Source organism: Microbispora sp. ATCC PTA-5024 (genome assembly GCF_000511135.2).
In the GTDB taxonomy this organism is placed as follows: domain Bacteria; phylum Actinomycetota; class Actinomycetes; order Streptosporangiales; family Streptosporangiaceae; genus Microbispora; species Microbispora corallina.
This window is the reverse complement of the sequence record NZ_KI866527.1, coordinates 52,313-67,751: the sequence shown is the minus strand read 5'-3', so window position 1 is coordinate 67,751 and position 15,439 is coordinate 52,313. Positions and strand designations below refer to the sequence as shown.

Here is a 15,439-nt window from a genome sequence, read left to right as displayed (position 1 = left end):
GGCGCGCCGGCAGTCGTCGGAAGGACGCCGACGCAGAAAGGCGCCCGAGGCGCTGAAAGGCCGTCAGGGGCACGAAGAAGCCCTGGAGGTCTTCCGGGGTCGTGCCCGGAAGCCTCGGCCCCCAGATGACCAGGCAAAGCCGCGAGAGACGGTGTGAAAGCCACGCCAGAAGGCGCGAAAGAGCGACGGTGCGAAGGCCCCGCGAGACGGCGCGACGGCGCAATGGGCGACAGCGTGAAGGCACCGCGAAAGGCGTGAAGGCGCGACGGCATCGCCAAAACGGTGTGAAGACCCCGCGGGACGGCGTGAAGGCAGCTCCCATGACGACACCACGGTGGGGGTCGCTCGGTCGAGCAAGGGCGGGCAGCCGTTCCGGGGCCCCTGTGAGGCGCTCGCACCCCGGCCGGTCGCGCCGACCGACCACGCTTGCAGACCACGCTTGCAGACCACGCTTGCAGACCGCGCCGGCCGACCACGTCTGCCGACCACGTCTGCCGACCACCTGGCCGACCGCGCCGGCCTACCACGCCGGCCGGTCGCCGACGCCGCTGAAGAGCCTCCCGGACGTCCCCGGCGCGGCCGTACGCCGCTGGACGTGGCCCAGCGGCCGTTGCGCCACCCGGAGCCGATGGAAAGCCCGTGAGCCCCCGGAGCCCGCGAAAGGCGGATGACCCCCCACCGGCGAGCCGGCGAACGCCCGAGAGGCCGTCGCAGGCCCCCATGAACGGGACGCCGCCATACGCGCTGGACACCCGTGCCGACGCCGCGCTGTGCCGGCCGCGCCGGTGAGAAAGCCCATGACGGCCCTGGGAGTCGGTACGGCACCGCCGGACTCGTGGAAAGTCGCCGAGGCCGGGACGCCGCAGAAAGCGCCCGAGGACCGCCGCGGGCCCGTCCGGGACCGGCCCGGCGTCCCCCCACGGCGGGCGAGCCGTACAGGGCGAAAAGGCAATGGGCCAGGACTCCGGGGGCGTCGCCCGCCGGAGCCCTGGCCTCTATATATGTGCAGCGTCCCGACACGGGCTCCCGGTTCGGTGAGGAGCCGTACCGCGGGGGCGCTTATGGGTGGTGCTCGATCAGGTCCCGGCCGGTCTCGGCCGTGACGGTTCTCACGGACGCCGCCCCGGTCCACAGGACCGGAGACGGTCACCCGTCATGCGTACTCACTCACATCAGGGCCGGTCAGGCCCCTGGGACAGCCGGCGAGCGGCTGGCGAAACGTGTCGCCGCAGGCGACGGAACCGGCGTGACGGACTACGGCACGGCGGTCAGCGGGACTGCGGCGTCAGGCGTGACGGTCACGGTCACGGTCGGCGTCGGAGTCACGACGGTCGCCGGAGCGACGGCCCCGGTCCGCGGGTACGCCCCCATGTAGCCGCCCTTGTGCATCGACGGGTCGTTGTTGTTCTCGGCGTCCGCCTGGTCGTACTGACTCGGGTCGGACTTCGTGTTCGTCCACTCCTGCTGGTTGTTCCGCGGGTGCACGCTGGCGTCCGTCTGCTGGTGGTTCCACGGAATGGAGGCCGCGGAGTTCTCGGCCTTCTGGAACGGCGTGAGCACCAGCGTGAAGTCCCGCATGAGGAACTGACGCTGGTTCTGGTACTGCCGTCCGTGCTGGTGCTGCTTGTTCTTGTTCTTGGCCTTGGAGCCCTGGCCCTGCCGGTTGGACGCCACGGGGTAGTAGCTGCGGACGTAGTGGCGTGCGACCGGGCGGCCGCCCCCGACGTTGCCGCCCATCACCGTGGCGGCGCTCGCGGAGGTGCTGGTGACGGCCGTGCCGAGAGCGACGGCACCGCCGGTCAGGGCGGCGCTCGCAGCGAGGAGGCCGACCAGGTTCTTCATCGTGGACATGATGCTTCTCTCCTTGAAAATGCTCGCCCCCGCCCGGCGGGTCCGCCGTCGTGCCCGTTGTCCCGGGACGCCGGACGGCGGATGCGGGCCCCCTCCGGAGCACAGTCCGTGAGGAGAAGGACGCACGGCGGACCGCGCGTGAGCGTGAGGGCGTGTACTGCCGCCGCGATGCGACGCGGCGCGAACACATGGCGTGATGCCGAGGGCCCGCCACCGGACGACCCGGAGGCGGGCCACGGCTCGGATCAGACGAGTGAGCGCCGCGGGTGCCGATCGGCCCCGCCGTGGACACCAGTCGCCGCGATGTCGTACGCGGGACGAGCGGCCCCCCTCAGCAGGGCCTCCGCGCACGGGGCGTCCGCGCCCGCCCGATGTTCACCGTTACCCGGAAGGACCAGGGTCACGGGCGGGCGCGGACTCCCTTTCTCATCGCGTCACTCCACGGCGTCGGGGCCGTTACGGCCGTTCAGGCGGCTGCTCGGCCCGGTCTCCCCCCCGGATCAGGGGGCGACGGGCGCCGCGGTCACGGTCACGGTCGCGACCGGATACGGCTTGCCGTCGATGTCGATCTGCTTCTTCGACGGGTCGTTGTCGTTCTCCGCCTCGCTGTCCTGCTTCTGCTTCGGGTTCGAGCGGGTGTCCGTCTGCGAGTCCTGGCGGTTCCACGGCTGCGCCCGGGTGTCGGAGGCCTGCCAGTTGTACGGCAGGGCCCGCGAGTCGGTCTCCGTCTTCTGGAACGGCGTCAGGACCAGGGTGAAGTCACGCAGCAGGAACTGGTGCTGGTTCTGGTGCTGGCGCTCGTGCTGCCACTGCTTGTTCTTGTTCTTGTTCTTCGTGCCCTGGCCCTGCCGGTTGCTCAGGCGCGGGTAGGCACGGCTCACGTAGGAGGGGCCGCCGACGTAGCCACCCATGACGGTGGCGGCGTTCGCGGAGGTCGCGGTCACCACGTTGCCGAGGGCGACGGCGCCACCGGTCATCGCGGCGCTGATCGCCAGGACCCCGACGAGGTTGTTCAACTTGGGCATTTCATTTCCCCCTAAGGATTTCTGCCCCGACACTCCGGCACTTTCCAAACAACCAGGAAAATGCCCTTTCTGACGACCCTTACGGATCATCCCTGCATTGTCTTGATTTCCTCGCCGCCCAAGGGACAAACGGCGATCGGCGGCTTTTGCCATCCGCTTATCGCTTTATTGACGAGGTTGGACGGCTACTGCTCACTTTGCTCGGAAATGTCATTCTTGTCGCATTTGAAATGTCCGAATATGGGCGATTTAGCCGTTCCGTCGGGACCGTTGGATGTCGGGTTCGCGGGCCTCGCCATACGCATCAATGGGCCGTACGGCATCGGCCCGGCCCATCCCGGGTAGCGGATGCGTCCGGCCGCCGTCCCCATGGGAAGGCGTACGGCGGGGGGTTATCGTCGGAACAGAAGGCGAACAGGGGAGGACGCGTGGATGTCGAGCCGATTCCGCAGTGGCCCGGCAGGCTCGTGGATGTGGGAGACGCGTCGCTCCATGTGCGGACGACGCCTGAGGGGCCGGGCGAGACGGCGGTCTACGTCCACGGCCTGGCCGGGTCGGCCACGAACTGGACCGACCTCATGGGCGAGCTGGCCGGCGACGTCCGGGGCGTCGCTGTCGACCTGCCGGGAGCGGGCTACTCCCCGGAGCCGGAGGACGGCGACTACTCGGTCGCCGGGCACGCGAACGCGGTGGCGCGGCTCGTCGAGCACATCGGCGGCCCCGTCCACCTGCTCGGCAACTCGATGGGCGGCGCCGTCTCCGTCCGGGTCGCGGCCACCCGGCCCGACCTCGTCAAGACGCTGACCCTGGTCTCGCCCGCCCTGCCCGACCTCATGCCGCGGTACGGCCCGGCCCGGGTCGCCATGTCCGCCGCGCCGCGCCTGGGGGAGCTGGCCCTCCGGTGGCTCGGCGCGCTCCCGCCCGAGCGGCGTATGAGGGCGACGCTGAGCATGTGCTACGCCGACGTCGGCCGCGTCCACCCGGAGCGGCTCCGCGAGGCCGTGGAGGAGCTGCGGCGGCGGGACGGCCTGCCGTACTCGGGGACCGCAATGATCGAATGCGCGCGGGCGATCGTGCGGGAGTACTTCCGTCTGGGCTCGGAGAACCTGTGGCGTCAGGCGGCCCGGGTGACGGCCCCCACTCTGGTGATCTACGGGCTGCGCGACCGGCTCGTGCACGCCCGGATGGCGCACCGCGCCGGCCGGGTGTTCCCGGACGTGCGTCTCGTCACGCTGCCCCACGCCGGGCACGTGGCGCAGATGGAGTATCCGGAGGTCGTCGCCGCCGAAGTCCGCCGCCTTCTGGGCCAGACACGGATTCCGCTGCGCCGATCTGCGTGATTGGGGAATGCGGGGCCACCCCGGTTAAGTTGTGAGAAGAGCTGTGATGGGCCCATGGAGCCGAGCGCGACCATTGGCACGAAAACGGGAGTGGGACTGTGTCGTTGCCACCGCTGGTAGAGCCGGCAGCTGAGCTGACCGTCGACGAGGTGCGCCGCTACTCGCGTCACCTGATCATCCCCGATGTGGGAATGGCGGGACAGAAGCGCCTGAAGAACGCCAAGGTCCTGTGTGTGGGCGCGGGCGGCCTGGGCTCCCCCGCGCTGATGTACCTCGCCGCCGCCGGCGTCGGGACGCTGGGCATCGTGGACTTCGACGTCGTCGACGAGTCCAACCTGCAGCGCCAGGTCATCCACGGTCAGTCGGACGTCGGGCGCCTCAAGGCGGAGTCGGCGGCGGCCACCGTGCGGGAGATCAACCCGCTGGTCGACGTCGTCATCCACAACGTGGCCCTCACGACCGACAACGTGATGGACATCTTCTCCGGCTACGACCTGATCGTGGACGGCACCGACAACTTCGCGACCCGCTACATGGTCAACGACGCGGCGGTGCTGCTCGGCAAGCCGTACGTCTGGGGGTCGATCTACCGGTTCGACGGGCAGGCCAGCGTGTTCTGGGCCGAGCACGGCCCCTGCTACCGCTGCCTCTACCCCGAGCCCCCGCCGCCCGGCATGGTCCCGAGCTGCGCCGAGGGCGGCGTCCTCGGCGTGCTGTGCGCGTCGATCGGCTCCATCCAGGTCACCGAGGCCATCAAGGTCCTCACCGGCATCGGCGAGCCGCTCGTCGGCCGGCTCATGATCTACGACGCCCTCGAGATGAAGTACCGGGACGTCAAGGTCCGCAAGGACCCCGAGTGCCCGCTGTGCGGCAAGAACCCGACGATCACCGAGCTGATCGACTACGAGGCGTTCTGCGGCACGATCTCCGACGAGGCGCAGCAGGCGGCCGCGGGCAGCACGATCACCGCGGGCGAGCTCAAGGCCATGCAGGACCGCGGCGACAACATCTACGTGATCGACGTCCGCGAGCCGAACGAGTACGAGATCGTCAACATCCCCGGCGCCGTGCTCATCCCCAAGGGCGAGTTCCTGAACGGCTCCGCGCTCGAGGGGCTGCCGCAGGACAAGAAGATCGTCCTGCACTGCAAGTCGGGCGCCCGCTCGGCGGAGGTCCTGGCCGTGCTCAAGAACGCCGGCTTCTCCGACGCCGTCCACGTCGGCGGCGGCGTGCTGAGCTGGATCAAGACGGTCGACCCCAGCCTGCCCACCTACTGACCCGCCACGCGAACGGCCGCCGCCCTCCACGGGTGGCGGCCGTTCGCCGTCTCCGGGCCCTCACGACTCCTCGGGCACGAGGCTGAGCCCGCTGGCGGACACGATCGTCTGCAGGTCGCGCACGTACAGGGTGAACGCGGCCCGGCCCACCTCGGTCAGCCGGAACCAGGTCTTCGGGCGCTTGCCCACGTGCCCCTTGCGGATGCGCACGTAGCCGGCGCTCTCCAGCGCGCTGCCGTGCTTCGACAGGACCGAGTCGCTGATGCCGAGGGTGTCGCGCACGAAGCCGAACTCGGCCTCCTCCGCGGCCGCCAGCAGCGAGACGATCTGCAGCCGGGTGGGCGCGTGGATCAGTGGATCGAGGTCCATCAGACTCTCTTCTCGATCTTCCTGGCCATCTGCCCGGAGATCCACCGGGCGACGAACGGCCCGGTGGCGGCCATACAGCCCGTCATGGCCAGCCCGGCGTACGTGCGGGCGTAGGCCACCTCGGCGGCGTCGAGGCGCAGCGCGATCGCCAGGCAGATGCCGACGCTCGCGAGCAGCCACACGAGGAACGCGGCGATCCCCGCGGGTGAGACGGCGCTCCGGTGCGCCGTCATCCGCCGCGCCTTGACCAGCAGGGCGACGAGCGCCCCCAGGGCGGCCGTGAGCGCCACGCCGCCCGCCACCGTCACGGGGACCGGCGTGCCCGGCTCGGTGACGAACTGGACGCCGGTCACGAGTAGTCCGACGCCGGCCGCGTACCAGGTCGGGAACCAGGGCTGGGATCCGACCGCCTTCGCCTGCGTCGCCCGTATCGTCGCCAGGCTCCTGGATGCCTCATCGGGGTTCATGGGGGGCTCCCGTCTCTTCAGTTTCCACTGTGGAAAGTACTTTCCGCTTTCCATAGCGTCAAGTACTTTCCGGGATGATTTGGGAGGATGGCAGCCACTAGGGGGCGTTAAGGTCGCTGAGGGAGCCGCGACACGAAATGAGCGGAGGCGCTGGTGGGTGAGACGCGGACCTGGCCGGTCGTGGCCGTGGCCGCCGCGCTGACCCTGGTCCTCGCGGTCGTCGCCGGGGTCGCCGCGAGCGCCGCCGTCGCCGAGCTCACCCGGGGGCCGAGCGCCGCCGAGCTGCGCAGGGCGGCGGTCGAGGAGATCGCCGGGCGCTGGGAGCGCTGGCCCGCCGGCCGCGTCTTCCCCGCCACGCTGCCGTACACGAGCGAGCAGGGCGGGCGGGAGCAGGCCCGCCGGGTCGGGATCTCCTCCCACTACGACTGCAAGGGCGCGGTGGACACCGCGCTCCGCAAGCCCCTGGCGGCCGCCAAGTGCCGGGCCGTGCTCCGGGCGACCTACCTCGACGCGCTGCAGGGGATCGAGATCACCGTAGGGGTCGCCGCGTTCCCCGACGAGTCCCGGGCCGCGGCCGCCAAGGCGTCCTTCCCCGGGAACGGCAGGCCGGCGCCGGGGCTGCGCGCGCTCGCCTTCCCCGGCACCGTCACCGACCGCTTCCTGCAGGCCGGACGCCAGTCGTCCAGCCTGCGCCAGGCGGGGCCGTACCTCGTCGTCACGACGGCCGGGCAGGTGGACGGGCGGCCGGCGCGGGCGATCGGCGTGCAGCGGCCCACGATGTTCTCGTTCACGGCCGACCTGGCCGAGGTGGTCGCCGCGGCGCTCACGGCCCCCGCCCGGCCGGACTGCGCGGGCAGGGAGTGGCGGTGCTGACCCGCCGCCGGCACCACGCGGGGGCGGGGCGGAGGGCCGCCGCGGCGCTCGCCGCGCTGCTGGCCGCGGGAACGCTCCTCGCGCCCGGGACCAGCCGCGCCGACGACGTCCGGCTGAGCCAGCGCGACGTGCTGCGCACCCTGGACGTCGACGACGCGTGGAAACTCACCCAGGGCAGAGGCGTGACCGTGGCGGTCCTGGACTCCGGCGTGGACCCCGACCACCGCGACCTGGCGGGCTCGGTCGTCACCGGCAAGGACTTCACGGCCGGCGCCAACCCCGGCGGGGTCGAGCCGGTCCGCCTGCACGGGACGTACATGGCCTCGCTCATCGCCGGGCACGGGCACGGCGCGGGCCGCGGCGACGGGATCATCGGCGTCGCCCCGCAGGCCAGGGTGCTGTCGGTGCGGGTGATCCTGGAGGACGAGGAGCCGGGCTTCCGCACGTTCAACTCCGACTCCCGCTTCGAGGGGGTCGTCGCCAAGGGCATCCGGTACGCCGTGGACCACGGCGCCGAGGTCATCAACCTGTCGATCTCGAAGGACCTGCCGACCGAGGCCGAGCGGGATGCCATCCGCTACGCCATCTCCAAGGGCGTGGTCCTGGTGGCGGCCGCGGGCAACGACGGCGCGGGCAAGCGCACCGCCCCCTACTCGTACCCCGCCTCGATCCCCGGTGTGATCTCGGTGGCCGCGGTCACCCCAACGCTCCGGCGGGCCTCGTTCTCCAACCGGAACTCCTCGGTCCTGGTGGCGGCCCCCGGCGTCGACGTGCTCGGGGCCGGGCCGCACGACGAGTACTGGGTCGGGCGCGGCACCTCCCAGGCCACCGCCCTCGTCTCCGGCGTGGCCGCCCTGATCAAGTCGCTGCACCCGCGCATGTCCCCGGCGCTGATCGCCCAGGCCCTCACGAAGTCGCCCGCCCGCAGGGACGCGTACAACATCGGGACGGGGTTCGGGGTGGTCAACGCGTACCGGGCGCTCACCTTTGCGGACACCCTCGCCGGCCACCGGACCAGCGCCCCCTCCGGGCGGGGCGTGCAGGACCCGTCCCGGCCGCTCCGCTCGGAGGCGGGACGGCAGGAGCCCATCGTCCTGGTGCGGCGCGACCAGGGGGCCGTGACGCTGTACGGCGGGGTCGCGCTGGCCGCCCTCGCCGTGGCGGCGGCCGGGCTGGCCGTGCTGATCCTCCTCATCCGGAGGACCCGGAGGGAAACGGACGGCACGCTGATGCCTCCGGCTCCCCGGCCGACGGGCTTGCCGACGTAGCATCGGAGTATGCCGCCCGAGCAGTCCAGGACTCCGCCTGGTGGCCGGCGGGGACTGCCTCTCGGCGCGTCCGCCGGCCGCGCACGCGCGCGCCCCTGGCCCGCCTCGCGCGGGCGCGCGGCCGCCGCCAGGGCGGCCAAGGAGCGGGCCGAGCTGGAGCGGGGCATCCGGTTCCGCTCGATCTACCTGACGATCATGGGCGTGGTCCTCGCGGTCGCCGCCGTGAACGTCCTGCTCGGGTCCGTCGGGCTGGTCCAGGAGACCCGCTCGCGGCCGCTCACCGACGCCGAGCGCGCGGCGTACGTCGCGCAGGACGTGGCCCGCCGCTGGCACTCCTGGCCCGTCGGGATGGTCTTCCCCGAGGAGCTCCAGTACGTGGGATTCGACCGGGCCCAGCAGTACGCCAGGAGGGTCGGCGTGGCCCCCGAGGCGGCCTGCGCGGCCGTCGTGGACGCCCCGGTGGCCTCGGTGCTGCGGCGGCACGGGTGCCTGACCATGCTGCGCGCCACCTACGTCGACCAGACCTCCACGTTCGCCGTCACGGTGGGCGTGGCCGTGCTGCGGGACGAGCAGGCCCGCACCGACGCGGCGGCCGAGCTCCCCGTCGACGACCGGGTGGGCGTGCGGCCCGTGGCCTTCCCCGGCACCGTCACCGACACGTTCGGCGCGGCCCAGCGCCAGCGGACCGGCTGGGTCGGGGCCGGGCCGTACATCGTCTTCTCCGCAGTGGGGTACACCGACGGCAGGAGCCGTGACTCCATCCCCCTGGAGGAGCAGGTGAACAACGAGATGTGGCCCGTGGCCGAGTCGATCGCCGGCCGCATCGCCCGCGCCCTCGGCGAGCCCCCCGACGTCCCGCGGTGCACCCAGGGGAACGTGTGCTGAGGCCGGTCGCCCTGTGCGCGGCCCTCACCAGCGCGCTCGTGACGGCCGCGCCGGCGTACGCGGACCCGGCGAACGACCACTGGGCGCTCGACGCGGTCAACGCGGCCACGGCATGGAAGGTCAGCAGGGGCGCGAACGTGACGGTGGCGATCCTCGGGTCGGCCCACCCCGACGACGGCGTGCCCGAGCTGAGGGGCAAGGTCGAGAAGGCGCCCGACATGACGGGCGCGATGTTCGGCGACGAGGTGCGCTCCGACGGCGGGGGCACCGGGCTGGCGGCGCTGATCGCCGGAAGCGGGCGCGACGGCGGCGCCTCCGGCGTCGCGCCGGACGCCCGTCTGCTGTCGGTGCCGGTGGTCGCGCCCGCCATGGAGGGGGGCTACCTCGACCCCGAGTCCGAGACCGGGGCGCCGGAGGACAGCCCGGTCGCCCGCGGCATCCGCTACGCCGCCAACCGCGGCGCATCGGTCATCTGCGTCCCCCTGTCCAGCTACGGGGTCCAGCGGGTGGACCGCGACGCCGTGTCGTACGCGCTGTCCCGGGGGGTCGTACTGGTCGCGGCGGTCGGGGACGACGGGGAGTCGGGCTACACCCGGCAGACCGGCACCTCCTACTGGAAGTTCCCCGCGGGCTACCCCGGGGTGGTGGGCGTCGCCGCCGTCGACCGGCAGGGGAAGAAGGCGGCGACCAGCAGCGACAACATGTCCGTGCTCGTCTCCGCGCCGGGGTACGAGGTCCCGGTGACGCTGGCCGGGGGGAAGCACGGCACGATGTCCGGGACCCCGGTGGCGACCGCGCTCGTCGCCGGCGCCGCCGCACTAATAAAAGCGAAATATCCGGATTTGGCGCCTGAATTGGTGGCGAGGGCGCTCTCCTCGACGTCGCGGCCGCACCCTCCCGCCGGTTACGACGACAAAGTCGGATTCGGCGTCGTGGACGCGGCGGCCGCCCTGGGGAAGGCCGGAGAGCTGGCCGGATACGGCCGCGCGGTCCCCGTCGAGGACGGCGTGCATTTCGGAAAGGGCAAGGTATCCGGAGCACCCGCGCGCCCGGGCCCGGATCCGGTTAGGCTCTGGATCTACGGCATCGCCGCCGCCCTCGGCCTCGGCGGGTTCGCCGCCGCCGCCGTCGCGCTCAGCCGCCGGTGATCACATGTTGGCCGCCGTTTGGCCGCGTTTCGGATGCGGTCTTCGGGATGTTGGCCTTTTCGGTGACAGAGCCGGGTCAAGTTTCGCTATGGTCCCGCCTCATGGGGTACGAGCTGCGCGTAGAGCGTGATGCACCGCTCGCCTACGCCGAACTCGCGAGCGTGGTTTCGGCGCAGGCCGGATTGGAGCTGCGCGGGTCGCACGAGGCCGGCGAGGTTGTCGCGCGGCACGGCGACTCCGTGCACCACGTCGCGACCTGGTCGGGACGGCTGGTCGGCACGCCGGGGTCGGACTGGCAGGTGGCGCAGCTCGCCCGCCTGACCGACATCATCGGCGCCCGCCTGATCGGCGAGGACGGCGAGAGCTACGGCATCCGCAACGGCGTCGTGGAGCAGATCAACGGCTCGTCCAGCTACGAGTTCGGCAAGCTCGAAGAGATCATCGAGGCCGGGCCCACCGAGTGGAGCGCCTGAGAGACGGCCGCGGCGAGCCCTCGCCGTACGCGGAACGGGTCCTGGACGTCGTGGAGCGCATCCCGCCGGGAAGGGTCATGTCCTACGGCGACGTGGCCGAGTACCTGGGCGAGGGCGGCCCCCGCCAGGTCGGCCGGGTCATGGCCCTGTGGGGCGGGGCCGTGCCGTGGTGGCGGGTGATCAGAACTGATGGAACTCCCGCTCCGGGCCTCGAAGAGGAATGTTTCGCCAGGTGGCGGGAGGAGGGCACCCCCATGCGGGGCCTCCGGGCGGACATGAGGTCGGCCCGATGGGACGGGCGGACTCTGTGACCGGCATTACCATTTCTAGAACACCGGTCTCCGAAGGGTGGTGCCTCCCTTATGACACCCGCACCCACGAGCGACGCCGTCGCCGAACGACTGCGGGCTGTCCAGGAGCAATATGATCGCGGCGAGCCCATCGACGCCCTCGTCGCGCTCGTCCGCGCCGAGGGACTGACCCCCGCCCAGCGGAGGGAGATCGACCGCGAGGTGCTCGTGGGGCCCCTCGGACTCCGCCTCGACGCGGCCGCCAAGCGCGGTCCCGCTCGCCGGCGTCAGGCGATCGACGTGCTCCGGCCCTACCTCGCCGAGGTCGACCCGAAGGTCAAGCGCGACCTGCCGGTGGGCCGCCGGGTCGCCTGTCACCTGATCGAGACCCGCGACCCGGGGGAGCTGGCCGACAGCGACGCCCTCACCAAGCTCGCCGCCGCGGCCGCCGAGCCGTCCCGCCGGGTGCGCAAGGGCCTGCGGTGGTACGCCGACCTGCCGGTGGAGGTCGGCGACCAGTCGCTGCTGCGGCTGCGCGCCGCCGACCTCGTCCCGGTCACCCAGATCGACGACATCTCCTGGAACGGCAACCGGCTGCGGATCACCGGTCACGCGTACATCGCCGGGCTGTCGGTCCGCAGCGGCCGCTTCAACCGGGCCACCGTCGTCCTGCGCGGCCCCCGCTGGCTGCCGCGGGTCACGCTGAGGACGCGGCGCGTGTACCGGCCCGAGGCGACCCACGCCGCCCGCGAGCCCGGCTGCAACTACGACTGGGCCGGGTTCACCGCCGAGCTCAACCCGCTGTCGCTGCGCTGGCGGGCCGGCCTGCGGGCCGTGGCCCGCGGCGCCAAGCGCGTGCTGCGCCGCCGCCACACCGTCCAGGACACCACGACCTGGCGGGCCGAGATCGTCATCTGGAGCCGCGCGGCCCGGGCCCGCGGCGTCCTGCGCGGCCCGGCCATCGGCCGCACCGAGCGCCCCGCCGGGCTGCGGGTGCGCCCCCGGTGGTGGGTGCGCCCCGTCTGGACGTCCGACAAGGCCCTGCAGGTGGTGCTCCAGCCCACCCGGGCCGAGCTGACCGGCGTCCGCCTCGACGGCGACACGATCGAGATCACCGGCTTCCTCCCGGGCCGGCCGGTCAACCGCGGCAAGGCCCGCGTCGGCGGCCACCGCATGTCGGCCGACTTCACGCCCGTCGACGACGGCACCCGCTTCTCGCTGGCGCTCGCCGTGCAGACGGTCATGAACGCCGAGGCCCGGCGGCTGTGGGTCGAGCCCAAGGGCGACCCGGCCGCCGCGGTCATGCTGGAGGGCGCCGAGGAGACCCGCCTGCTGCTGGGCGACCGGGAGATCACCGTCCAGGGCGACCGGCGCGACCGGGTCGTCATCTCGGGCCACCGGGTGCTCCCCGTCATCACAGCCGCGGAGTGGCACGACGAGTCGCTGACGCTGGCCGGGCGCTACCCCGACCCCGACCCGGGCCCCCGGGACCTCGTGCTGCGGCACCGCGGCGGCCTCACGATCCGCGTCCCGCTCGAGCGCGACGGCGACCGCTTCACCGTCACGCTGTCGCCCGGGGCGATGCCGCGCTTCGGCTGGGCCGTCCCGCTCGCCGAGGGCACCTGGAACATCTCGGTGGCGCCTCCCGGCAAGTACGGCCCGGCGATGGTGCCGGCCCGGTTCGACCACCCCGGGCTCGACGTTCTCGACGAGGAGCCGCGCACGATCGGCGGCCGGGTGTACCGGTTCGTCGCCACCCGGTTCGACGTGCCCGTGCTGGTGGCCGCCGAGGACCGGCCGGGCGACGAGCGCAGCGCCGCCGGCCTGTGGGCGCTCAGCCGGACCTTCTACCCGGCCGAGCGCGCCCGCCCGCTGCGCGACGCCACCGTGTACGTCTCCTTCGACGGCCGGTCCTACTCCGACAACCCGCGTGCCGTCTACGAGGAGCGGCTGCGCCGCGGCGACGAGGGCGAGCACATCTGGGTCGTCAGGGACGGCGCGTTCGTGCCGCCGGGCTCGCGCGAGCTGGGGCTCGGCGACGGGGTCGTGCCCACGGTCGTCCGCGAGGGCAGCCGGGAGCACTACGAGGCGCTGGCCCGGGCCCGCTACATCGTGGCCAACCAGTTCCTGCCGCAGTGGTTCCGCACCCGCGAGGACCAGGTGTGCGTGCAGACCTGGCACGGCACGCCCGTCAAGCACATCGGCCGCGACCAGGCCCACATGAAGCGGGAGCCCCGGCCCCCGGTCTGGCACCGCCAGGCCGTGGAGGTCCGCGGGTGGGACCTGCTCGTCTCCCAGAGCCCCTGGGCCTCCTCCGTCCTGCGGAAGGCCTTCGGCTACGAGGGCGAGATCCTGGAGTGCGGCTACCCGCGCAACGACGTGCTGGTCTCCGGCGACCGCGACGCCCTGGCCGCCGCGATCCGCCGCCGCATCGGCATTCCGGACGGCAAGCGGGTGATCCTGTACGCCCCGACCTTCCGGGACTACGACCGCAGGAACGCCTCGGTGCGGCTCGACCTGGCCGAGGCGAAGCGCGCCCTCGGCGACGACCACGTGGTGCTGGTCCGCGGCCACATGATGCAGGCGTTCCCGCACGTCCTCTCGCACGACGGGTTCGCCTTCGACGTCACGACGTACCCGGACACGGCCGACCTGCTGGTGATCGCCGACGTGCTGGTGACCGACTACTCGTCCGTGATGTTCGACTTCGTCGCCACCGGCCGCCCGGTCGTGCTGTTCACCCCCGACCTGGCGAAGTACAGGTCGAGCCGCGGGCTCTACCTGGACCTGGAGTCCCAGCGGCCGGGGCCGCGTCTGGAGACGTCGGCCGAGGTGGTGGAGGCCCTGCGCAACATCGGCCCGGTGACGGCGAAGCTCGCCGACCGCTACGCCGCCTTCGCCCGCACCTACGCCCCCCACGACAACGGCAAGGCCACCGCCCGCCTCGTCGAGCACGTGTTCTCCTCCTGAGTCCCGTACGGCACCGGCGTGATCACACGCGCCGGTGCCGTCGCGTTTCCGTGACCAGACCGTGACGGCATGGACGGCGTGTCGCGGAGGTGGGGGAGACCACATCACGCTGTACTGGTCAATCAGGCACGATCTACCCCAGTGTTCTGATGGAATGCTGAGTTGTGAGTGGTCAGAACTACCGGCTGGTGCGCCGCGGAGGTGTGGGACGCCGGACGGCGCCCGTGCTGGACGAGCACCAGCGGGCCGTCGTCGATCACGAGAGCGGCCCGCTGCTCGTGCTGGCCGGGCCCGGCACCGGGAAGACCACCACGATCGTCGAGACCGTGGTCGACCGGATCGAACGGCGAGGGGTGGACCCGGAGCGGGTGCTGGTCCTCACGTTCAGCCGCAAGGCCGCCGGGGAGCTGCGCGAGCGGATCACCGGCCGCCTGCGCAGGACGACCCGGACCCCACTGGCCCTCACCTTCCACAGCTACGCGTACGCCCTGCTGCGCCGGGAGGCGGTGCTGGCGGGCGAGGAGCCGCCGCGGCTGCTGAGCGGCCCCGAGCAGCTGCTGGAGATCCGCCGCCTGCTCCACGGCGAGCTTGAGGACGGCGCCCGGCACTGGCCCCCGGGGATGCGCGAGCTGCTCAAGACGCGGGGCTTCGCCGAGGAGCTGCGCGACTTCCTGTCCCGGGCGGCCGAGCGCGGCCTGGACGGCGAGGCCCTCGTGCACCTGGGCCGCGAGCACGGCCGTCCCGACTGGGAGGCCGCCGGGCTGTTCTCCTTCCGCTACCAGGACCGCTTCGACCTCGACCCGGTCCCCTCGCTCGACTACTCCGAGCTGATCCGGGAGGCGGCCGGGCTGCTGACCGACGGCGAGGTGCGGCGGCGCGAGCGGGACGCGTACGACGTGGTGCTGGTCGACGAGTACCAGGACACCGACCCCGCGCAGGAGTACCTGCTCCAGCAGCTGGCGGGCGAGGGGCGCGACCTCGTCGCCGTCGGCGACCCCGACCAGTCGATCTACGGCTTCCGCGGCGCCGACGTGCAGGGCATCCTCCGCTTCCCCGAGCGCTTCCGCACCCGCGACGGGCGGGAGGCCCCCGTCGTCGCCCTTCGCGTGTGCCGCAGGAGCGGCCCCGCCCTGCTGGAGGCGTCCCGGCGGGTGGCCTCGCGCCTGCCGGCCGTGCCGGCGCCGGCGTCCGCGGGCGGCCGGG

Annotated in this window: 14 protein-coding genes; 10 read left to right on the top strand and 4 right to left on the bottom strand. The window is 72.6% G+C overall.

Annotation, left to right across the window (positions count from 1 at the left end; translation table 11 throughout):
* Nucleotides 1–1,254: 1,254 nt before the first annotated feature.
* Together MPTA5024_RS34755 and MPTA5024_RS34750 are read right to left on the bottom strand one after the other, a co-directional pair.
* On the bottom strand, nucleotides 1,255–1,851 hold the full coding sequence (locus MPTA5024_RS34755) for a hypothetical protein (protein WP_036332233.1): 597 nt from the start codon (nucleotides 1,849–1,851) through the stop codon (nucleotides 1,255–1,257).
* Between the two features lie 500 nt (nucleotides 1,852–2,351).
* Nucleotides 2,352–2,876, bottom strand: coding sequence for a hypothetical protein (locus MPTA5024_RS34750; protein WP_036332232.1), 525 nt, complete (start codon nucleotides 2,874–2,876; stop codon nucleotides 2,352–2,354).
* Between the two features lie 428 nt (nucleotides 2,877–3,304).
* On the opposite strand from MPTA5024_RS34750, the gene MPTA5024_RS34745 reads away from it, so the two are divergent.
* The gene (locus MPTA5024_RS34745) at nucleotides 3,305–4,216 is read left to right on the top strand and encodes an alpha/beta fold hydrolase (RefSeq protein ID WP_157099891.1); all 912 of its coding nucleotides are present in this window, start codon (nucleotides 3,305–3,307) and stop codon (nucleotides 4,214–4,216) included.
* Between the two features lie 98 nt (nucleotides 4,217–4,314).
* A complete protein-coding gene (moeZ, locus tag MPTA5024_RS34740) occupies nucleotides 4,315–5,493 on the top strand; it encodes an adenylyltransferase/sulfurtransferase MoeZ (protein ID WP_036332231.1) in 1,179 nt (392 codons plus the stop codon).
* A gap of 60 nt (nucleotides 5,494–5,553) precedes the next feature.
* Here the strand turns inward: moeZ and MPTA5024_RS34735 are convergent, their stop codons facing one another.
* Together MPTA5024_RS34735 and MPTA5024_RS34730 are read right to left on the bottom strand one after the other, a co-directional pair.
* Nucleotides 5,554–5,862 carry a winged helix-turn-helix domain-containing protein gene (locus tag MPTA5024_RS34735; RefSeq protein WP_036332230.1) on the bottom strand — a complete coding sequence of 103 codons (309 nt, stop codon included), beginning with the start codon at nucleotides 5,860–5,862 and terminating at the stop codon, nucleotides 5,554–5,556.
* Nucleotides 5,862–6,329, bottom strand: a complete 468-nt coding sequence (locus tag MPTA5024_RS34730; RefSeq protein WP_036332229.1) for a hypothetical protein — start codon at nucleotides 6,327–6,329, stop codon at nucleotides 5,862–5,864. The genes MPTA5024_RS34735 and MPTA5024_RS34730 overlap by 1 nt, the downstream gene beginning before the upstream one ends.
* Nucleotides 6,330–6,482: 153 nt before the next feature.
* Here MPTA5024_RS34730 and MPTA5024_RS34725 point away from each other — a divergent pair, with 153 nt between their 5' ends.
* The 8 genes from MPTA5024_RS34725 to MPTA5024_RS34690 form a co-directional block, all read left to right on the top strand.
* Nucleotides 6,483–7,202 (top strand): hypothetical protein, encoded by a 720-nt coding sequence (locus tag MPTA5024_RS34725; RefSeq protein ID WP_051459053.1) that lies wholly within the window; start codon nucleotides 6,483–6,485, stop codon nucleotides 7,200–7,202.
* On the top strand, nucleotides 7,196–8,470 hold the full coding sequence (locus tag MPTA5024_RS34720) for a S8 family peptidase (RefSeq protein ID WP_232326775.1): 1,275 nt from the start codon (nucleotides 7,196–7,198) through the stop codon (nucleotides 8,468–8,470). Before MPTA5024_RS34725 ends, MPTA5024_RS34720 begins: the two co-directional genes overlap by 7 nt.
* A gap of 9 nt (nucleotides 8,471–8,479) precedes the next feature.
* Nucleotides 8,480–9,355, top strand: a complete 876-nt coding sequence (locus MPTA5024_RS34715) for a hypothetical protein (RefSeq protein WP_036332228.1) — start codon at nucleotides 8,480–8,482, stop codon at nucleotides 9,353–9,355.
* Nucleotides 9,349–10,503, top strand: coding sequence for a S8 family serine peptidase (locus MPTA5024_RS34710; RefSeq protein ID WP_051459052.1), 1,155 nt, complete (start codon nucleotides 9,349–9,351; stop codon nucleotides 10,501–10,503). The genes MPTA5024_RS34715 and MPTA5024_RS34710 overlap by 7 nt, the downstream gene beginning before the upstream one ends.
* 101 nt (nucleotides 10,504–10,604) lie before the next feature.
* Complete coding sequence (locus MPTA5024_RS34705; RefSeq protein ID WP_036332227.1) at nucleotides 10,605–10,976, top strand: hypothetical protein; 372 nt, start codon at nucleotides 10,605–10,607, stop codon at nucleotides 10,974–10,976.
* Nucleotides 10,964–11,287 (top strand): MGMT family protein, encoded by a 324-nt coding sequence (locus MPTA5024_RS34700; RefSeq protein WP_084370250.1) that lies wholly within the window; start codon nucleotides 10,964–10,966, stop codon nucleotides 11,285–11,287. The genes MPTA5024_RS34705 and MPTA5024_RS34700 overlap by 13 nt, the downstream gene beginning before the upstream one ends.
* A 51-nt stretch (nucleotides 11,288–11,338) precedes the next feature.
* Nucleotides 11,339–14,236 carry a CDP-glycerol glycerophosphotransferase family protein gene (locus MPTA5024_RS34695; protein ID WP_036332226.1) on the top strand — a complete coding sequence of 966 codons (2,898 nt, stop codon included), beginning with the start codon at nucleotides 11,339–11,341 and terminating at the stop codon, nucleotides 14,234–14,236.
* A gap of 164 nt (nucleotides 14,237–14,400) precedes the next feature.
* Nucleotides 14,401–15,439, top strand: a 1,039-nt coding sequence (locus MPTA5024_RS34690) for an ATP-dependent helicase (RefSeq protein WP_232326774.1), incomplete at its 3' end; no start/stop codon positions are given.